At 69.9% G+C, this 15,469-nt stretch carries 17 protein-coding genes; 8 read left to right on the top strand and 9 right to left on the bottom strand.

Features of this window, described 5'->3' with window-relative positions:
* Window positions 1–108: 108 nt before the first annotated feature.
* On the top strand, window positions 109–1,353 hold the full coding sequence (locus ACIBK4_RS44115; protein WP_399004699.1) for a threonine/serine exporter family protein: 1,245 nt from the start codon (window positions 109–111) through the stop codon (window positions 1,351–1,353).
* 121 nt (window positions 1,354–1,474) lie between these two features.
* Here ACIBK4_RS44115 and ACIBK4_RS44110 read toward each other — a convergent pair whose 3' ends face one another.
* The 3 genes from ACIBK4_RS44110 to ACIBK4_RS44100 all read right to left on the bottom strand — a co-directional run bounded on the left by ACIBK4_RS44110 (window position 1,475) and on the right by ACIBK4_RS44100 (window position 3,037).
* Window positions 1,475–2,176 (bottom strand): DUF6445 family protein, encoded by a 702-nt coding sequence (locus ACIBK4_RS44110; RefSeq protein ID WP_366433107.1) that lies wholly within the window; start codon window positions 2,174–2,176, stop codon window positions 1,475–1,477.
* Between the two features lie 122 nt (window positions 2,177–2,298).
* Window positions 2,299–2,583: a hypothetical protein gene (locus tag ACIBK4_RS44105; protein WP_399004697.1), complete on the bottom strand. Its 285-nt coding sequence runs from the start codon at window positions 2,581–2,583 to the stop codon at window positions 2,299–2,301.
* Between the two features lie 34 nt (window positions 2,584–2,617).
* Complete coding sequence (locus ACIBK4_RS44100) at window positions 2,618–3,037, bottom strand: ATP-binding protein (RefSeq protein WP_399004695.1); 420 nt, start codon at window positions 3,035–3,037, stop codon at window positions 2,618–2,620.
* Between the two features lie 247 nt (window positions 3,038–3,284).
* Between ACIBK4_RS44100 and ACIBK4_RS44095 the strand changes: the two genes are divergently transcribed.
* The 5 genes from ACIBK4_RS44095 (at window position 3,285) to ACIBK4_RS44075 (ending at window position 6,321) form a co-directional block, all read left to right on the top strand.
* The gene (locus tag ACIBK4_RS44095; protein WP_399004693.1) at window positions 3,285–4,136 is read left to right on the top strand and encodes a helix-turn-helix domain-containing protein; all 852 of its coding nucleotides are present in this window, start codon (window positions 3,285–3,287) and stop codon (window positions 4,134–4,136) included.
* A 9-nt stretch (window positions 4,137–4,145) separates the two neighbouring features.
* Complete coding sequence (locus ACIBK4_RS44090) at window positions 4,146–4,346, top strand: DUF397 domain-containing protein (RefSeq protein ID WP_399004691.1); 201 nt, start codon at window positions 4,146–4,148, stop codon at window positions 4,344–4,346.
* A gap of 22 nt (window positions 4,347–4,368) precedes the next feature.
* Complete coding sequence (locus ACIBK4_RS44085) at window positions 4,369–4,569, top strand: DUF397 domain-containing protein (RefSeq protein ID WP_399004689.1); 201 nt, start codon at window positions 4,369–4,371, stop codon at window positions 4,567–4,569.
* Between the two features lie 99 nt (window positions 4,570–4,668).
* Window positions 4,669–5,142: a carboxymuconolactone decarboxylase family protein gene (locus ACIBK4_RS44080; RefSeq protein WP_399004687.1), complete on the top strand. Its 474-nt coding sequence runs from the start codon at window positions 4,669–4,671 to the stop codon at window positions 5,140–5,142.
* 450 nt (window positions 5,143–5,592) lie between these two features.
* Window positions 5,593–6,321 (top strand): DUF4142 domain-containing protein, encoded by a 729-nt coding sequence (locus tag ACIBK4_RS44075; protein ID WP_390167229.1) that lies wholly within the window; start codon window positions 5,593–5,595, stop codon window positions 6,319–6,321.
* A 17-nt stretch (window positions 6,322–6,338) separates the two neighbouring features.
* Here the strand turns inward: ACIBK4_RS44075 and ACIBK4_RS44070 are convergent, their stop codons facing one another.
* On the bottom strand, window positions 6,339–8,036 hold the full coding sequence (locus tag ACIBK4_RS44070; RefSeq protein ID WP_399004685.1) for a glycoside hydrolase family 13 protein: 1,698 nt from the start codon (window positions 8,034–8,036) through the stop codon (window positions 6,339–6,341).
* A 162-nt stretch (window positions 8,037–8,198) separates the two neighbouring features.
* On the opposite strand from ACIBK4_RS44070, the gene ACIBK4_RS44065 reads away from it, so the two are divergent.
* Complete coding sequence (locus ACIBK4_RS44065; RefSeq protein ID WP_399004683.1) at window positions 8,199–9,140, top strand: LAETG motif-containing sortase-dependent surface protein; 942 nt, start codon at window positions 8,199–8,201, stop codon at window positions 9,138–9,140.
* 89 nt (window positions 9,141–9,229) lie between these two features.
* On the opposite strand, the gene ACIBK4_RS44060 is transcribed toward ACIBK4_RS44065, so the two are convergent.
* The 5 genes from ACIBK4_RS44060 to ACIBK4_RS44040 all read right to left on the bottom strand — a co-directional run bounded on the left by ACIBK4_RS44060 (window position 9,230) and on the right by ACIBK4_RS44040 (window position 14,220).
* Window positions 9,230–10,189, bottom strand: coding sequence for a nucleoside hydrolase (locus ACIBK4_RS44060; RefSeq protein ID WP_399004681.1), 960 nt, complete (start codon window positions 10,187–10,189; stop codon window positions 9,230–9,232).
* A 122-nt stretch (window positions 10,190–10,311) separates the two neighbouring features.
* On the bottom strand, window positions 10,312–11,526 hold the full coding sequence (gene thrS, locus ACIBK4_RS44055) for a threonine--tRNA ligase (RefSeq protein WP_399004679.1): 1,215 nt from the start codon (window positions 11,524–11,526) through the stop codon (window positions 10,312–10,314).
* Between the two features lie 218 nt (window positions 11,527–11,744).
* Window positions 11,745–12,440, bottom strand: a complete 696-nt coding sequence (locus ACIBK4_RS44050) for a type 1 glutamine amidotransferase domain-containing protein (protein WP_399004677.1) — start codon at window positions 12,438–12,440, stop codon at window positions 11,745–11,747.
* Between the two features lie 304 nt (window positions 12,441–12,744).
* The gene (locus ACIBK4_RS44045) at window positions 12,745–13,341 is read right to left on the bottom strand and encodes an NADPH-dependent F420 reductase (RefSeq protein ID WP_399005040.1); all 597 of its coding nucleotides are present in this window, start codon (window positions 13,339–13,341) and stop codon (window positions 12,745–12,747) included.
* Between the two features lie 48 nt (window positions 13,342–13,389).
* A complete protein-coding gene (locus tag ACIBK4_RS44040) occupies window positions 13,390–14,220 on the bottom strand; it encodes an inositol monophosphatase family protein (protein WP_399004675.1) in 831 nt (276 codons plus the stop codon).
* Window positions 14,221–14,390: 170 nt separating this feature from the next.
* On the opposite strand from ACIBK4_RS44040, the gene ACIBK4_RS44035 reads away from it, so the two are divergent.
* A complete protein-coding gene (locus ACIBK4_RS44035) occupies window positions 14,391–15,323 on the top strand; it encodes a LysR family transcriptional regulator (protein ID WP_399004673.1) in 933 nt (310 codons plus the stop codon).
* Window positions 15,324–15,469: the final 146 nt, after the last annotated feature.

The raw sequence follows: 15,469 nt of genomic DNA, 5'->3' as shown, positions 1-15,469 counted from the left end.
GCCGTTCGGGTGAGGGGCGGGGGCTCGGGGTGCCGGTGGGGCGGGGAGCGTTCAGGCTGGTGGGGGGCCGTGGTCCCGGTACCCGTGGGCTACGTGAGGGAGGCGGTCGTGGAGCACCAGCGCACGGCGGCCGCGCTCGACGAACTCACCGTGTTCCTGGCCCGGTTGACGCGGCTGTTGCTGCGATCGAGCGGTGAGGGGGCCGAGTTGATCGAGGACTCGGTGCGGTCGGCAGCTCGGGCGCTGGGCGGTGAGGCGTCGTTGCTGCTGGTGCCGGACGCGGCGGCGCTCACGGTGACCGTCGGGGGCGGGACGCGGACCGTGACCGTGCGCGGCTTCCCCGAGGTGTTCCGCCTGGACCAGGTCACCGCGCTGAAGCCCCTGCTCACGGATGTGGAGAGGGGCAACCTCGGTGTCACGGAGGCGGACCGCCGGCTGACGAGGATCGAGAACGCCCCCGCCCCCTACCCCTGGCCGCTGAAGTTGCTCGGCATCGTGCTGTTCTCGCTGGGCTTCGCACCGCTGATGCAGCCGACCTGGTACGAGGTCGGTTCGACGGCTGTACTGGCCACGATCGCGGCGGTGTTGGCTGTCACGGCGGACCGACTCCCGCGCCTGGCAAAGGTGTTGCCGCTGGTCGTCTCAACGGTCGTGTCGGTGGTGGCCCTTGAGGTGTTCGCCCGCGAACCGTCCCACGGCGGCCCGGTGTTGCTGATGCTGCCCGCCCTCTTCTACTTCGTCCCCGGCGACTATCTGAGCGCGGCCACGGCGGAGTTGGCCGCCGGCCTCATCACCACCGGCGCCATCCGGCTCGTCTACGCCGTGTTCCTGCTGGTGCAGTTGTATCTGGGCGTGCTGCTGGGCGTGTTCGCGACGGGCACGTCCACGCACGCCCTCTGGGACATCGCGGCGGACTCGGACATGGCGCGCTGGGCACTCTTCCTGGGCTGGATCGTGTTCACCGCGGGCACGGTCCTGGCGTTCGCGATCCCACGCCGACTGTTCTGGCCGCTGCTCCTGTTGGTGTACGTCACGGTGGGGGTGCAGTCGCTGTTCACGAAGCTGGTGGGGGAGGTCGGGGGGACGTTCGTGGCGGCGGCGGTGCTGTCGGCGGCGGCGACGCTCCTGGCCCGTTCCGAACGCCGCCCACCCCGTCTGGTCCTGCTCCTCCCCGGCTTCTTCACCCTCACCGTCGGCTCCCTCGGCATGCGCGGCCTGACGACGCTGGCGGGCGGGCATGTCATCGAGGGCTTCCGCGACCTGCTGAAACTGGTCACGATCGTCACGGCGATCGCGGTGGGGATGGTGTTCGGGGCGGCGCTGACGGAGGGGCGGGGGCGGAAGTCGGCGTAGAGGGGCGGGTGTTGGGGTGTGGGTGGTTGGGTGTGGGTGGTTGGGTGTGGGTGGTGGCGTGCGGGTGGTTGGGGGTCAGCCCCTCCAGTACTCAGCCCACCCGGTACTCGGCATCCCGTACTCAGGCCATCCAGAAGAAGACGGCGGTCATCCTCTTCTCCTCCAGCGTGCTGCCGTGGTAACCGGTCGCGCTGTGCACGAGGTTGGCGTGGTAGAGCAGCAGGCTGTTGTACTTGTGCGGCACGCGTACGTCCTCCTCGAAGGCGTCCGGCGCGACGAACCGCGTACCCAGCGCCTCGACGAGGTTGTTGTGCGGGGCCTGTACGACGTTGCCGCCGAGCCGTCCACCCGGCAGATGCTGCCGGTAGAAACTGGTCCCGCAGTCCTTCGGCACGGAGGGGTTGAGGTACAGCACGGCGGCGTACCGGCACAGGGACCGTGAGTCGGTGTGCGGGCGGGGCTCGCTCTCGCCCTCGCCCACGACCTGGATGCAGTTGTGGTTGAGGGTCCCGCCCCCGGGTGCCTTCTGCACCCACAACTCCTTGGCCCCGGTCGCCTGCTTGACCAGCCGCTCGATCCGCCCCATCTCGGCCGGCTCAAGCCCGGGCATGGTCCGCAACCCCGGCCAGGTCTCCGACGTGTACGGATACCCCTTGACCCAGTCGTCCTTCGCGAGACACCGCTCCCGTACGGCGTCCACGTCCGGGAGCACGTCGTTCAGTACCCAGTAGTCGCGGCCCTTGGTGGGCTTGCGGTACGGGAGGACGGGGAGGGGGGCCTGTTGGCGGGCCCGTTGCTGGGGGTGTGGGGGGAGTGGTGGCATGGGGCCGAACGTATAGCGGGGGTTCGCCAATGCTGTGCCATACACCGGTCAACATTCCGTCAACGAAGGGTAGTTGAAGGTCAAGGTCAGGAGGTGGATAAGGGGGTGAATAAGGGGGTGGATCAGGGGGTGACGTCCACTGAGCCTTCCGCGCCCTCCGCCTCTTCGACGAACAGTCCCTCGGCGGCCGTGACGGTCAGGGCCCGGTCGAACCAGAGGGTGAGGGTGTCGAGGTCGGTGCAGGACGTTACGCGCTCCCGGACGCCCTCGGAGACGAGGACTCCACGCTTCTCCAACAGCCGCAGGATCAACGCGGCCTCGCCTGCGGCCTGCCCCTCGGCCTGACCTTCGAGATGGGCCCTCTCCATGAGGTGGCCCCGGCCGGGGAAGTAGTTGACGAAACCCATGATGCTCCTTCGTTCGTCTTCAACAGCGGGACGATCAAGCTGCGCTGCCCAGTTCGCACCAGACGTACTTGCCGCGGTGGCCGTTCCTGGACAGGGGCTGCCAGCCCCAGAGGTCGGCGCAGGCCTTGACCAGGGCGAGGCCTCGGCCCTCCTCCAGGTCGGTGATCGCGGTCAACTCACGTGGGGGCTCCGGGGGTTCGGGGTTCGCGTCCCAGGCGCCGATGCGGAGGACGCTGGGTGACCAGGAGACTCGTAGCGCGACGGGGCCTTCCGTGTGGCGAACGGCGTTGCCCACCAGCTCCGTTGCGAGGAATTCGGCGGTGTCTACCAGGGCGATCAGTCCGTGCATCGTCAGGATCAGGCGGAGAGTGCGGCGGCAGACGGTGACTGAGCGGGGGTCGTTGGGGATGTTGAGGGAGTACTCCCAGGGGGCGGGGTGTTCGGTTTCGGGCATGCGTGAACTCCGGTTCGGTGGTGGGGAGTTGACGTTCGGGGTGGCGGTGGCAGTGCCGCAGCCGTCATGGCAGGACGGAGCGGTGCGCTTCCGGTGACCCGGCGTTTCGCAACGCGTGCGGCGCGTCACTGACGGTAGGGGATAGGGTTAATCCGTCGCAACCCTAATCCGCTAGTTCGGTCGATGTTCGGATGCGGCAACTTGCCGATCCACGGCAGGCTTTGAGTGACTGGAGAAAGGGGTGTCCATGCCGCCGAGGAGTCAGCCGACGGCACGACAAATGCGGTTGGGTGTTGAGCTGCGCAAGCTGCGTGAGGCTGCCGGGATTACAGGGCGCGAAGCGGCGGAGTTGATGAGCGTCAACTCCATCCAGGTGAGCCAGATCGAGTCCGGTCGCGCGGGTGTCAGTGAGGAGCGGCTGCGGCGGCTCGCCGCCAACTATGCCTGCGCGAACAATGAGTTGATCGATGCACTCGTTGATCTGGCGACCGACCGTACGCGAGGTTGGTGGGAGGAGTACCGGGGGATCCTTCCGGCCACGTTCCTGGACTTGTCGGAGCTTGAGCATCACGCGCGGTTCTTGCGAGTGATCGGCACAGCGCACGTGCCGGGGATACTCCAGACCGAGGACTACGCGCGGGCCGTTTTCTCGTACATGGTTCCCGAACTGCCGCCCGGTGAGCTGGACTCCTGGGTCGCACACCGCCTGCACCGCCGTGTCGTACTGGAGCGCGAGGCGCCTTTCGAGTACGAGGCAGTGCTTCATGAGTCGGTGCTCCGCGTGAAGGTGGGGGACCGCAAGCTCGCCCGGGCCCAACTGGCGGAGATCTCGACCGTGATGGAACGCCCCAATGTCTCGGTGCGCGTGGTGCCCTTCGAGGCGGACGGATTCGGCGGCGCCAACAGCTCGTTGATGTGGGCCGGCGGACCGCTGCCACGACTGGACACTGTCCACCGGGACACCCCGCAGGGAAGCGCGTTCGTGGACGCGGAGGCCCAACTCGACCGGGCTCGTGCGCTCTTTCGTAAGGTTGAGGAAGCGTCCCTGACTCCCACCGCGTCACGGGACTTCATCCATCAACTGATGCACGAACTGTGAGGCGAGGGCATGGCCACCGAGCTGCGCTGGCAGAAGTCGTCCTTCTCGGGAGGGGCCGAAGGCAACGAGTGCGTCGAACTCGCCGCAGCCCCTACCGCAATCCATCTCCGCGAATCGGACATGCCTACCACCCTGCTGACCACCACCCCTGCCCCCCTCACCCACCTGCTGCAAGCGATACGCACCGGCACCCTTCCCCAGCACCCCTGACACAGGAGCTGCGAGTCACACCATGAACCGCACCCTCCACTGGCAGAAGTCGTCCTACTCCGGCGGCGGCGAGGGCAACGATTGCGTCGAACTCGCCGCAACCCCCACCACGATCCGCCTCCGCGAATCCGACGCCCCCTCCACTCACCTCACCACCACCCCCGTCCCCCTCACCCACCTCCTCCAGGCAATACACACCGGCACCCTCCACCTCCGCCACTAAGCGCGAGACCCAGGTCACACCCACCCTTGTCACATTCCCGCGCCCCCGTTCCGTCAGTGCTGTGTAACCACCAGCCACGACAGAACAGAGGAGCCCACCATGGGTGCTCGACTGAACCCCTTCGGCAGTCCGCTCGCCGGTAAGGCGCTGAAGCACTTCATCGCCGCGGGCAAGGTCATCGACGACTCGTCGCTGCCGCGTGCCACACAGGAGCTGGTGAAGCTGCGGGCGAGCCAGATCAACGGGTGCGGGTTCTGCACCGACATGCACAGCAAGGACGCGGCCGCCGCCGGGGAGACATCCGTCCGGCTCAACCTCGTCGCCGCCTGGCGTGAGGCGACCGTGTTCAGCGATGCCGAGCGCGCCGCGTTGGAGCTGGCCGAGGAGGGGACCCGGATCGCGGACGCGGCCGGCGGGGTGTCGGACGACGTGTGGGCGAACGCCGCCAAGCACTACGACGAGGAGCAGCTCATGGCGCTCGTCTCGCTGATCGCCCTCATCAACAGCTTCAACCGGATGAACGTCATGCTCACGATGCCCGCCGGCGACTACCAGCCCGGTCAGTTCGCCTGACGCGAGCCGAGGAGCAGTGCCGCCAACGCCAGTGCCGTATCCCGCGGTGTGCCCAGGTCGTACTCGGGCCGTGGCTCTGCGGTCCTGGCGTTGTTCCAGGTGGGTGCGGAGGGTGGCCGTCAGGTCCGGGCGGTCGGCCGGCGGAGACAGGAGTGCCGCTGTGCGGTCGCTGCCTGCGCTCGGACGGACGGACGGTCGGACGGACGGGGAAAGAGTGCGCATTCCTCGCAATCCATCCGGCCAGTACCCCGGCACGACAGCCCCGACGACCGCAGCGGCAACCGGAGTTGCTGTCCGTCACTTGTGACGCGCCCCACTCGGGCTTTACCAAAACCAAAGACTTCGCGCGCTTCCCGGATCCGTACTTCTGACTGTCCGTACCGCCGACGGGCGGTCCACGACACAGGAGGTACGGTGCGCTTTTCGCGGAACGCGACGGGAACGATGGTTGTGGGCGGCGCCCTCAGCCTGACCCTCGTCGCCCTGGCCTATCCGGCAATGCTGGGCGTGACCACGGTCTCCAGCGCTCCCGCTCGCGTGATCGCCAACACGCAGTGGGGGCCGCTGACCGAGGCCGACCGCGACTTCGTGGTCAAGGTGCGCGCGGCAGGGCTGTGGGAGTACCCCGTCGGCCAGATGGGACTGAAGAAGGGGGCGAGCCCGGCGGTCATCACCGCGAGCAAGCACCTGATCGACGGGCACGCGGCGCTGGACTCCACCGTCCGCAAGATCGCCCCCATGCTCAACATCACGATCCCGAACCAGCCCAGCCCGCAGCAGCAGGGGTTCATCAACACCCTGAACGGGGACAGCGGCAAGCAGTTCGACACGGACTTCGCCAACATCCTGCGGGTGACGCACGGTTCGATCTTCGCCACCATCGCGAAGATCCGCGGAACGACCGAGAACACCCTGGTGCGGGTCCTGGCCAACCAGGCCAACGCGACGGTTCTGGACCACATCACCGTGATGGAGGACACCGGACTGGTCAACTTCAGCCAGGTTCTGTTCCAGGAAACGACTCCGCCGAAGCTGCCTGCCGTGGACCTGACCCCGCCGCCGCCCCCCGCGGGCCAGCCGGAGGTGGTGCTCACCCCGCCGGTGAACAGCACCACCCAGCCGCCGGTCCTCCCGGGCGAGGCGTCACCCAGCGCCAGCCAGACCCCGACCGTGGGGTGAGTGCGCCACCGAGCGCGCTACGCCCCCAGCCACACGGTCGTGTCCGGCGCCAAGAGTGCCGAGGGTGCCGGGAGTCCCGGGAGTGCCAAGGATCCCAACTGCCCTTCCCCTGCCGCCGGTTCGCTGCTCAGCAGCACCTCCCCCGGCGGCAGGGCGACCGGCCCGTCCGACAGGTTGGTGACACACCGCCAGCCGTCGGAGCGCGCGAAGTGCAGCACCCCGGGCGGGCTGTCCGGGGCCCAGGTCAGCTCCTCCCCGTCCAGCAGCTTGCGGCGCAGGCGGAGCGCGGTGCGGTAGAGCTCCAGCGTCGAGCCCTCCGTCCCGTCCTGTGCCTCCACGGCGTACGACGCGAAACTCGCCGGCTGCGGCAGCCACGCGGGCCCCGGCCCGAAGCCGTACGACGGACCGGTCGACGTCCAGGGGAGCGGTACCCGGCAGCCGTCGCGGCCCTTGTGCGTGTGGCCCTGCTGTTCCCAGATCGGGTCCTGGAGGACCTCGACGGGCAGGTCGGCGACCTCGGGCAGACCGAGTTCCTCGCCCTGGTAGACGTACGACGAACCGGGCAGCGCCAGCATCAGCAACGTCGCGGCGCGGGCCCTGCGCAGGGCCGCCGCCGTGTCGACCGGTGGTGTGTGGCCGTTCGACAGGAGCCAGGTGTTGGGGTCCGTGCCCGGTGGCAGCATCAGGCGCGAGGCGTGGCGTACGACGTCGTGGTTGGACAGGACCCAGGTCGCCGAGGCGCCTGCCGCGCGGGCCGTGGCGAGCGAGCCGGTGATCACCTCACGGAGTTCGTCCGCGTCCCAACCCGCCTCCAGATACTCGAAGTTGAAGGCCTGGCCGAGTTCGTCCGGGCGGGCGTACAGGGCGCGGCGGGCGGACGGTACCCAGGCCTCGGCGACCGCCATGCGGGGCGGGGTGTAGGTGTCGAGGACCGTACGCCGCCAGTCGCGGTAGATCGCGTGGACCTCGTCGCGGTCGTAGTAGGGGTGGCTGCCGGGCGGGAACGAGTCGAGGACGCCCTCGGCGTTCGCCGCGACGGGGCCCACGTCGCGCAGCGGTTCGCTGAGGTCCTTCGCCAGGGCGTGGGCGACGTCGACCCGGAAACCGTCGACGCCTCGGTCGGACCAGAAGCGGAGCGTGGTGCGGAAGTCCTCCCGGACCTCCTCGTTGTCCCAGTTCAGGTCGGGCTGTTCGGGCGTGAAGAGGTGCAAGTACCACTGTCCGTCGGGGAGTTGGCGCCATGCGCTGCCGCCGAACACCGACGGCCAGTCGGTGGGCGGGAGTTGACCGTCCTTGCCCCGCCCGTCCCGGAAGACGTAGCGGTCGCGGGCGGCGGAACCGGGCGCGCCGGCGAGCGCCTCCTGGAACCAACTATGCAGCCGGGACGTGTGGTTGGGCACGATGTCGACCATGACCTTCAGACCGAGCCGGTGCGCCTCGGCGACCATCGCGTCGAAGTCGTCGAGCGTGCCCAGGCGGGGGTCGACGTCACGGTAGTCGGCGACGTCGTAGCCGCCGTCGGCGAGTTCGGACGGGTAGAACGGGCTGAGCCAGAGCGCGTCCACGCCGAGCGCGGCGAGGTGACCGAGGCGCTGGGTGACGCCCTTGAGGTCCCCGAGTCCGTCGCCGTCGGCGTCGGCGAAACTGCGCGGATAGACCTGGTAGACGACGGCTTGCCGCCACCAGTCCGGGTCACGGGAGGACAGGTCGGTCACGTGGTCTCCTTATGAATTCCCGCTGCGCTGACGGAAGTTGACAGTCATCTTCCGGTGGACCCACGATGTGCACACGCTGTGGCGCATGTGACCAATGAGCCCGGTGTTTCTTCCTTCGCTGCTCAGCTCCTCCACTCCTTGCCAGGCCAAGATGGGATAAGTATGTCCATAGCGAGTCGTGTCACTGTGCGTCGCCTGTTGGGGACGGGCGCCGCCTCCCTCGCCCTCGCCGCAGCCTCCGTCGGCGCCGCCTCCGGTGCCTATGCCCACGGCGGTGGCGGTGACGGCTGGGAGTCCGGTGGCCACTACCGGCCCGGCTCCGGCGCCGGCACGGTCACCGAGACCGAGGGCTGCCAGTTCTCGCTGAACGGCACGGACTTCTTCCCCTCCGTCAAGGTCGACGACCAGAACCTGAAGCCCACCGACGACGGCAAGATCCACATCAAGGTCCGCACCGCCGGTGACGCCTCCACCTGCACGGCCTCGCTCGCCTCGTACATCGCCCACGGCCCGACCTTCGCCACCTCCGGCCAGCAGGTCTTCGTCGACTTCGACACGGTGACCGTGAAGAAGGGCCAGACGGACTCGCTCGACATCGCGGTGCCGGACGAGGGCTGCTTCGCGCAGATCGACCTCTACCGGGGTGCGGTCAAGTTCGACGGCAACCCCGCCGCCGGCGACGGCCTCGTCCACGGCGACCTGCCCAAGGGCCCCGACCACACGGTCATCAAGGACAAGCTGATCGCGGCCTGGAACGGCGGCACGAAGGACTGCTCGACCACCGAGTCCCAGCCCCCGTCCCCCTCGGCCCCGGCCTCGGTCCCCCCGTCGGCCCCGGAGTCCACCCCGCCCGCCTCGGACTCCTCGACCCCGACCCCGAGCGCCTCCGAGTCGACCCCGGAGTCCGCCACCCCGACCCCGTCCGACTCCGAGTCGAGCACTCCTCCGGCGGCGCCCTCGCCCAACGGCGGTGGCGGCGGTGACCTCGCCGAGACCGGCGGCGGCAGCAACACCGGCGTGCTGGTCGGCGGGGCGGCGGTGCTGCTCGCGGGCGGCGCGGCGATCGTCGTCGCCACTCGTCGTCGGCGCGCTTCGCACTCGTAACCTCCGGTCGACAGGCGGTGGTTGAGGCGCCGGGCGGGGACAGGTTCCCGGCCCGGCGCCCGTCGTCGTACCCCTACCGCCTTTCCTGCCTACCCCTCGACCGTCTCCAGCCACAGCTTCACGTACCGCTCCACATCCACGTCCAACCCCACGTCCACCAGGGCCTGTTCACGCGCGCCGTCGTGGATCTCGGACTCGCCGTGCCGCGGGCGCCGGTCGACGATCGTCTGTCCTCGGCCCGGTCCCGGAGCGAGGGAGACCTCGACGGGGAGGAGGCGTGTGGTGAGACCGTCCGGGTCGGCAACCGCGCAGACCGCGCCCGCGTCGCCGAGGCCGCCGGTGGGGGTGGGGTCGCCGGACGCGGCCGGGTCGCGGTGGGCGAGCAGGTCGCCGGCGAGCTTCAGCCGGGGTTCCGAACTCTCCCGCAGCCGCCGCACGTCGGCGGCCGGGACCTGGACCCGCTCGAAGACGTCCAGCCCGTACATCGTGATCGGCACCCCGGCGGTGAGCAGGATCGCGGCCGCCTCCGGGTCGTGCCACACGTTGAACTCCGCGACCGGCGTGGCGTTCCCGACCGCCACCGCGCCGCCCATGAACACGATCCGCTCGATGTTGCGGGTGACCTCCGGGAACGTACGCAGCAACAGCGCGATGTTCGTCAGGGGCGCGGTCGGGATGAGCGTGACCGGGCGGGGGGAGGCCAGGATCTCGCGGCGCAGCAGGGTCACCGCGTCCATGTCGACCGGCCTGCGCGTGGAGTCGGGCAGCCCCATGTCGCCCATGCCGTCCTGCCCGTGGACGTGCGCGGCCGAACGCGCCGGCTCGATCAGCGGCCGGGCCGCACCCCGCGCGACCGGGATGTCACCGGCACCCGCGTGGTCCAGGACGATCAGCGTGTTCCGTACGACCTGGTCGACGTCCGTGTTCCCGGCGACACAGGTGACCGCGCGCAGGTCAAGGCCCGGGTGGCGGACGGCGAACAGCAGCGCCAGGGCGTCGTCGACCCCCGTGTCGCAGTCGATGATCACGGGGATGGGCTGACCGGTCACGTCAGGCTCCTCTCGGGAACGGTTCGGCGGATCAAGGCGGATCAAGGAGTTCAGGGTGGATCAGGTTCGATCCGGTTCGATCGGGGTGGATCGGGGTGGATCAAGGCCGTTCAAGGGTGACCTTACGCATCCGCCCACAACGCGGTGCCGCGCGCCTCGACCCGGGCGCCGATGTGGTGCAGCAGGTCGCCGGGCGCCAGCGGCTCGATCCGCCGGCCGTCCCGCAGTCGTACGGCGACCAGGTCGTCGGCGGCTTCCCGTTCGCCGATCACCGCCTGGTACGGGGCGAGTCGGGCGGCTCGGACACGGGCACCGAGGCTGCCCTCGACGGAGACCTCGGCGCGGAGTCCCTGGGCGAGGGCCCGCTGCACGAGGTCGTACGCGGGCCCGGCCTGCGCCTCCGACACCGGCAGGACGACCAGCTGCACGGGCGCCAGCCACGCCGGAAACGCCCCGCCGTGCTCCTCCAGCAGGTGCGCCACGGCCCGTTCCACGCTCCCGATGACGCTGCGGTGCACCATCACCGGCCGGTGTTTCGCGCCGTCGGGGCCGATGTAGTGCAGGTCGAAGCGTTCGGGCTGGTGGAAGTCGATCTGGACGGTGGAGAGGGTGGCTTCGCGGCCGGCCGGGTCGACGATCTGGACGTCGATCTTCGGGCCGTAGAAGGCGGCTTCGCCCTCGGCGGACTCGTAGGGGATCCCGGAGTCGTCGAGGACCTCGCGGAGCAGGGCGGTGGCCCGCTGCCAAAGGGCCGGATCCGCAACGTACTTGCCGCCCTCGCCCGGCAACGAGAGGCGGTGGCGGGCGGCGCGGATGCCGAGGTCGGCGTAGGCGCGGGTGATGAGGGCGAGGGCGGCGCGGGCCTCCTCGACGGCCTGGTCCAGGGTGCAGAAGATATGGGCGTCGTTGAGCTGGATGGCACGGACGCGGGTCAGGCCGCCGAGGACGCCGGAGAGTTCGGAGCGGTACATGGCACCCAACTCGGCGATGCGGAGGGGGAGTTCGCGGTAACTGTGGGAGCGGGACCGATAGATGAGGGCGTGGTGGGGACAGAGGCTGGGCCTCAGCACGACTTCCTCGCCGCCCAGTTGCATCGGCGGGAACATGTCGTCGCTGTAGTGGGACCAGTGGCCGGAGATCTCGTACAGCTCGCGCTTGCCGAGGACGGGCGAGTACACGTGCCGGTAGCCGGCGGCGCTCTCCAACTCCCGTACGTACTCCTCCAGTTCGTGCCGGACGACCGCACCGTCGGGGAGCCAGTACGGCAGGCCCGCGCCCATCAGGGGGTCGGTGTCGAAGAGGTCGAGTTCGCGGCCGAGGCGGCGGTGGTCGTACATGGCGGGGCTCCTCGCGGTAGGGGTGGGGCGAGGAATCCGGCGACGACAAAGCCCCGGGGCACTCGCCCCGGGGCTTCGACTCGGTTCAGCAGTCAGCGCGCCGGGACAGTCTCCGGCGTTGTCGTCCAGAAGGACGGGTACGGCTTGGCGCGCTTCATGCGGGGGACCGTAGCAGTCGTACGACGGTGTCCGCGACGGAATTGACCAGCCGCGACCGGTCAGCCGAGCTTCTTGAGCAGCTCGTCGGCGACGGGGGCGGAGGACGCCGGGTTCTGGCCGGAGACGAGGTTGCCGTCGACCACGACGTACGGGGCCCAGGGCTCGCCCTCCTGGAAGTCGGCGCCGAGTGCCACGAGCCGGTCCTGGAGCAGCCACTTCACCTTGGCGGCGAGACCTCCCTGGGTCTCCTCGGCGTTGGTGAACCCGGTGAGACGGCGCCCGGCGAAGGCGTTCGTACCGTCGTCCTTGGTGGCCGTGAGGAGCGCGGCCGAGCCGTGGCAGACGACACCGAGGGGCTTGCCGGAGGCGAGGGCGTGGGTGAGGAGCTGGCCGGAGTCGGCGTCGACGGCGAGGTCCTCCATCGGGCCGTGGCCGCCGGGGTAGTAGACGGCGGCGTAGTCGGCGAGGTCGACCTCGGTCAGCTTCACCGGGTGCTGGAACTCTGGGGCCGACGCGAGGACGCCCGCGACCCGGTCGGCGTTCTCCTGGCCGCCGTTGAAGTCCGGGGCGAGGCTGCCGCGGTCCACCGGCGGTACGACACCGCCGGGCGTGGCGACGACGATCTCGTGACCGGCCGCCTTGAACGCCTCGTACGGGGTGACGACCTCCTCGGCCCAGTAGCCGGTGGGGTGCCGGGTGCCGTCGGCGAGGGTGAGGTGGTCGGCGCCGGTCAGTACGAAGAGGATCTTCGACATGGGGTCTCCAGGGAGGGGTGGCGTGGGGTCTGTGCGGTGTCTTCGACAGTAGGCGGGGTGGGGGTGGTCGGCCACTGACGATTCACTTGGCCGGTATGGGATTCCCGATGGCATGGCCCGCTGGCGGTCTGTCGGGTGCGGGTCCGGTGGGGGCTTGTCGCGCAGTTCCCCGCGCCCCTAGGGGGTTGGCGCTTGGGGCGATTTGAGCTTTAGCACCTTGCGGATTTTCGGGTGCGGCGCCGTGGGGGAAGCAGGGGGTTTGCGCTGACGCCGACCTGAGTGGCGGTCCCGCTGGAACGGCTGGTCAGCGGGCTATCGAGATCGCGAAAGGGGCGAATCCGCTGGACCGGATGACATGCGGTACGAACAGGATCGCGCCCTCGGTCGCCCGGGCCGTCTCGATCCCGCCGAGGTCCGTGATCCACTCCTGTCGCCACCCGAGGTCCACGAGAAGCCCGCGGACGACCTGCTTGGCCTCCGGGTCCGCGCCGGAGAGGAACGCGGTGGGCGGCTGGGCGAGCGAGGAAGGATCGGTCATCACCGAGTGGAGCATCGTGTTGAGCGTCTTGACTACGTGTGTCTCGGGCAGCGCCTCCTGAAGCCGCTCCGCGAGACTCGAACCCGGGTAGAGCAGGTCGGCGGGCAGTCCGTCCGGTCCGTCGACGGTGGCGTTGGAGACATCCACGAGGATCTTGCCCCGCAGTTCCGCGCGCAGCGCGGCGAGCCGTTCCAGCGAGCCCGCGCCGGGGGTGGCGTTGATGACGATGCGCGCCGTTCGTACGGCGTCCGCGGTGGCGTCCGGGGAGCGGGGCGGCACGGTCACCTTGTGTCCGGCCCGGGTGAGGGCGGTGGCCAGGCCGCCGCCGACGCGGCCGCCGCCGAGAATGGTGATGTCACTCATGTCACTCATGTCGATCCGGTCCTTCTGTTTCTCGAAAGCGATCAGTGCTCACTGGTGAATGGGCTGGCGGGACAGCGTGGCGACCGCGTCGGCGTGCACGTCGGGTGCGGCGGCCAGGAAGCTCTCGCTCTCCGGAGTCCAGGGGCGGCCCTCGGCGTCGGAGATCCGTCCGCCGGCCTCGGTGACGAGCAGGACCCCGGGAAGCAGGTCCGCGCGGGCTCCGGCGAACTGCCAGAAGACCTCGATCCGGCCGGCGGCCACGTTCAGCAGGTGCAGGGTGGCGGGCACGGACGTCCGCACCACGAGGGCGTCGACGAGCATCTCGGTGATCGAGGCCCCGACGCGCCGTACGACCTTCTCGTCCTCGTCCGGCCTGGCCTGGCTCGTGGCCACGATGCTCAGACCGAGTTCCGGGGTCCGGGACACGTGCAGTGGCCGACCGTCGAGGTGGGCGCCGGCGCCCGCGAGCGCGGTGTACGTCTCACCGGTCAGCGGCAGGTGGACCACGGTGAGCACCGGCCGGTTGTCCCGTACGAGGGTCGCGGTCACCGCCCAGTCCGGCAGGCCGTGCAGATGGTTGACGTTGCCTTCGGCCGGGTCCACCACCCACCATTCGCCGGCCGGGAGAGCGCCGCCGTCCAGCTCCTCCTCCACCCAGCGGGCGTCCGGGCGCAGGGCCGTGAGGCGGGGGCGCAGGATGTCGAGGACCGCGTCGTCGTTGGCGGCGAGCGCACGCATCAGTTCGTCGAAGGTCCGGTGGGGGACGACGTCCCCGAAGCGTTCCCGCAGCACCGCACCCGCCGTACGTACGGCGCTCTCGGTCCCTGCGAGCAGGTCGGCGTCGGAGGTGGTGGCGGGGTCCTGGATCGATGCGGGCATGGCGGTACTCCTGTCTGAACTGCGGGGATTGGGGGTTGGGAGTTGGGAGTTGGAGGTGGGGGATTGAGGTCGACCGGGCGAGAACCTCGTTCGTTCGTGCCCGTAGTTCGAAGGTAGGAGAGGCCATCGTTAACATCAAGTGCATGTAAAGCACGGCTAGGATGACTCCCATGCAACTGGATCTGAATCTGCTCGCCGCGCTCGACGCTCTGCTGGAGGAGGGCAGCGTGGCCGGCGCCGCCGATCGCCTGCATGTCACCGCCCCCGCGATGAGCCGCAGCCTGGGCCGGATCCGGCGTACGACGGGGGATCAGATCCTGGTGCGCACCGGACGCACGATGACCCCGACGCCGTACGCGATCGCCGTGCGGGAACAGGTGCACGATCTGCTCCAGCAGGTCCGGGGGGTGCTGGCGCCGAGCCGTGAACTCGACCTCGCGACACTCGAACGCACCTTTACGCTCCGCTGGCACGACGCGTTGGTCGCCCTCGGCGGGCCCGCGCTGCTGGCCGCCGTGCGCGAGCAGGCACCCGGGGTGCGGCTGCGGTTCATCGCGGAATCGAGCGTCGACACACCGGAGTTGCGGCGCGGCGAGGTCGACCTCGCGGCGGACGCCGGTCGCCCGACCGCGCCCGAGATCCACGCCGACCGGGTGGCCGAGACGCGGCAGGTCGTCGTCGTACGGCGGGGGCATCCGCTCACCCGCGTGAAGAGCGTCACCGCCGCGCGGTACGCCGCGGCGGATCACATCAGCGTCTCGCGGCGCGGCAGGCTCGCGAACATCCTCGACGACGCTCTCGCGCGCCTCGATCTCACGCGGCGGGTGGTGGTCACCGCGCCCACGGAAAGCGCCGCGTTCGAGTTCGCGCGGGGCTCCGACCTCGTCGTCACCGCGCCCGAGGCCACGGCACGTTCGGCCGCCGCGGACCTCGGCATGGTCCTGCTCCCCCTCCCGCTCGACCTTCCACCGGCCTCGGTGTACCTGTCATGGCATCAGCGCTACGACACCGACCCCGCGCACATCTGGCTACGAGCCCTGGCACGAACCGCGCTGACCGATGCGGTGAGCGACGTCGACGCCGGCGCCGACTCCCTGCCCTAGGGATTTCGGGTGCGGGCCCGGTGGGGGCTTGTCGCGCAGTTCCCCGCGCCCCTAGGTTCTGTCCGGCGGATCAGGGCCGGAGCCATAGTCTGATGGCTGCGGTGGTGACGGTGCCGTGGAAGACGTAGGCCCTCTTGTCGTAACGG

The sequence above is a fragment of the Streptomyces sp. NPDC050528 genome, from assembly GCF_044457795.1.
Lineage (GTDB): Bacteria > Actinomycetota > Actinomycetes > Streptomycetales > Streptomycetaceae > Streptomyces.
Note: the sequence above shows the minus strand (reverse complement) of the source record. Positions and strands in the feature narration are given on the sequence as shown.

What these genes read in the sequence shown, in the direction of transcription:
- ACIBK4_RS44110 (WP_366433107.1), bottom strand. Translation starts at nt 2,176, where the DNA reads ATGCCACCACTCCCCCCACACCCCCAGCAACGGGCCCGCCAACAGGCC.
- ACIBK4_RS44105 (WP_399004697.1), bottom strand. Translation starts at nt 2,583, where the DNA reads ATGGGTTTCGTCAACTACTTCCCCGGCCGGGGCCACCTCATGGAGAGG.
- ACIBK4_RS44100 (WP_399004695.1), bottom strand. Translation starts at nt 3,037, where the DNA reads ATGCCCGAAACCGAACACCCCGCCCCCTGGGAGTACTCCCTCAACATC.
- ACIBK4_RS44095 (WP_399004693.1), top strand. Translation starts at nt 3,285, where the DNA reads ATGCCGCCGAGGAGTCAGCCGACGGCACGACAAATGCGGTTGGGTGTT.
- ACIBK4_RS44090 (WP_399004691.1), top strand. Translation starts at nt 4,146, where the DNA reads ATGGCCACCGAGCTGCGCTGGCAGAAGTCGTCCTTCTCGGGAGGGGCC.
- ACIBK4_RS44085 (WP_399004689.1), top strand. Translation starts at nt 4,369, where the DNA reads ATGAACCGCACCCTCCACTGGCAGAAGTCGTCCTACTCCGGCGGCGGC.
- ACIBK4_RS44080 (WP_399004687.1), top strand. Translation starts at nt 4,669, where the DNA reads ATGGGTGCTCGACTGAACCCCTTCGGCAGTCCGCTCGCCGGTAAGGCG.
- ACIBK4_RS44065 (WP_399004683.1), top strand. Translation starts at nt 8,199, where the DNA reads ATGTCCATAGCGAGTCGTGTCACTGTGCGTCGCCTGTTGGGGACGGGC.
- thrS (WP_399004679.1), bottom strand. Translation starts at nt 11,526, where the DNA reads ATGTACGACCACCGCCGCCTCGGCCGCGAACTCGACCTCTTCGACACC.
- ACIBK4_RS44050 (WP_399004677.1), bottom strand. Translation starts at nt 12,440, where the DNA reads ATGTCGAAGATCCTCTTCGTACTGACCGGCGCCGACCACCTCACCCTC.
- ACIBK4_RS44045 (WP_399005040.1), bottom strand. Translation starts at nt 13,341, where the DNA reads ATGAGTGACATCACCATTCTCGGCGGCGGCCGCGTCGGCGGCGGCCTG.
- ACIBK4_RS44040 (WP_399004675.1), bottom strand. Translation starts at nt 14,220, where the DNA reads ATGCCCGCATCGATCCAGGACCCCGCCACCACCTCCGACGCCGACCTG.
- ACIBK4_RS44035 (WP_399004673.1), top strand. Translation starts at nt 14,391, where the DNA reads ATGCAACTGGATCTGAATCTGCTCGCCGCGCTCGACGCTCTGCTGGAG.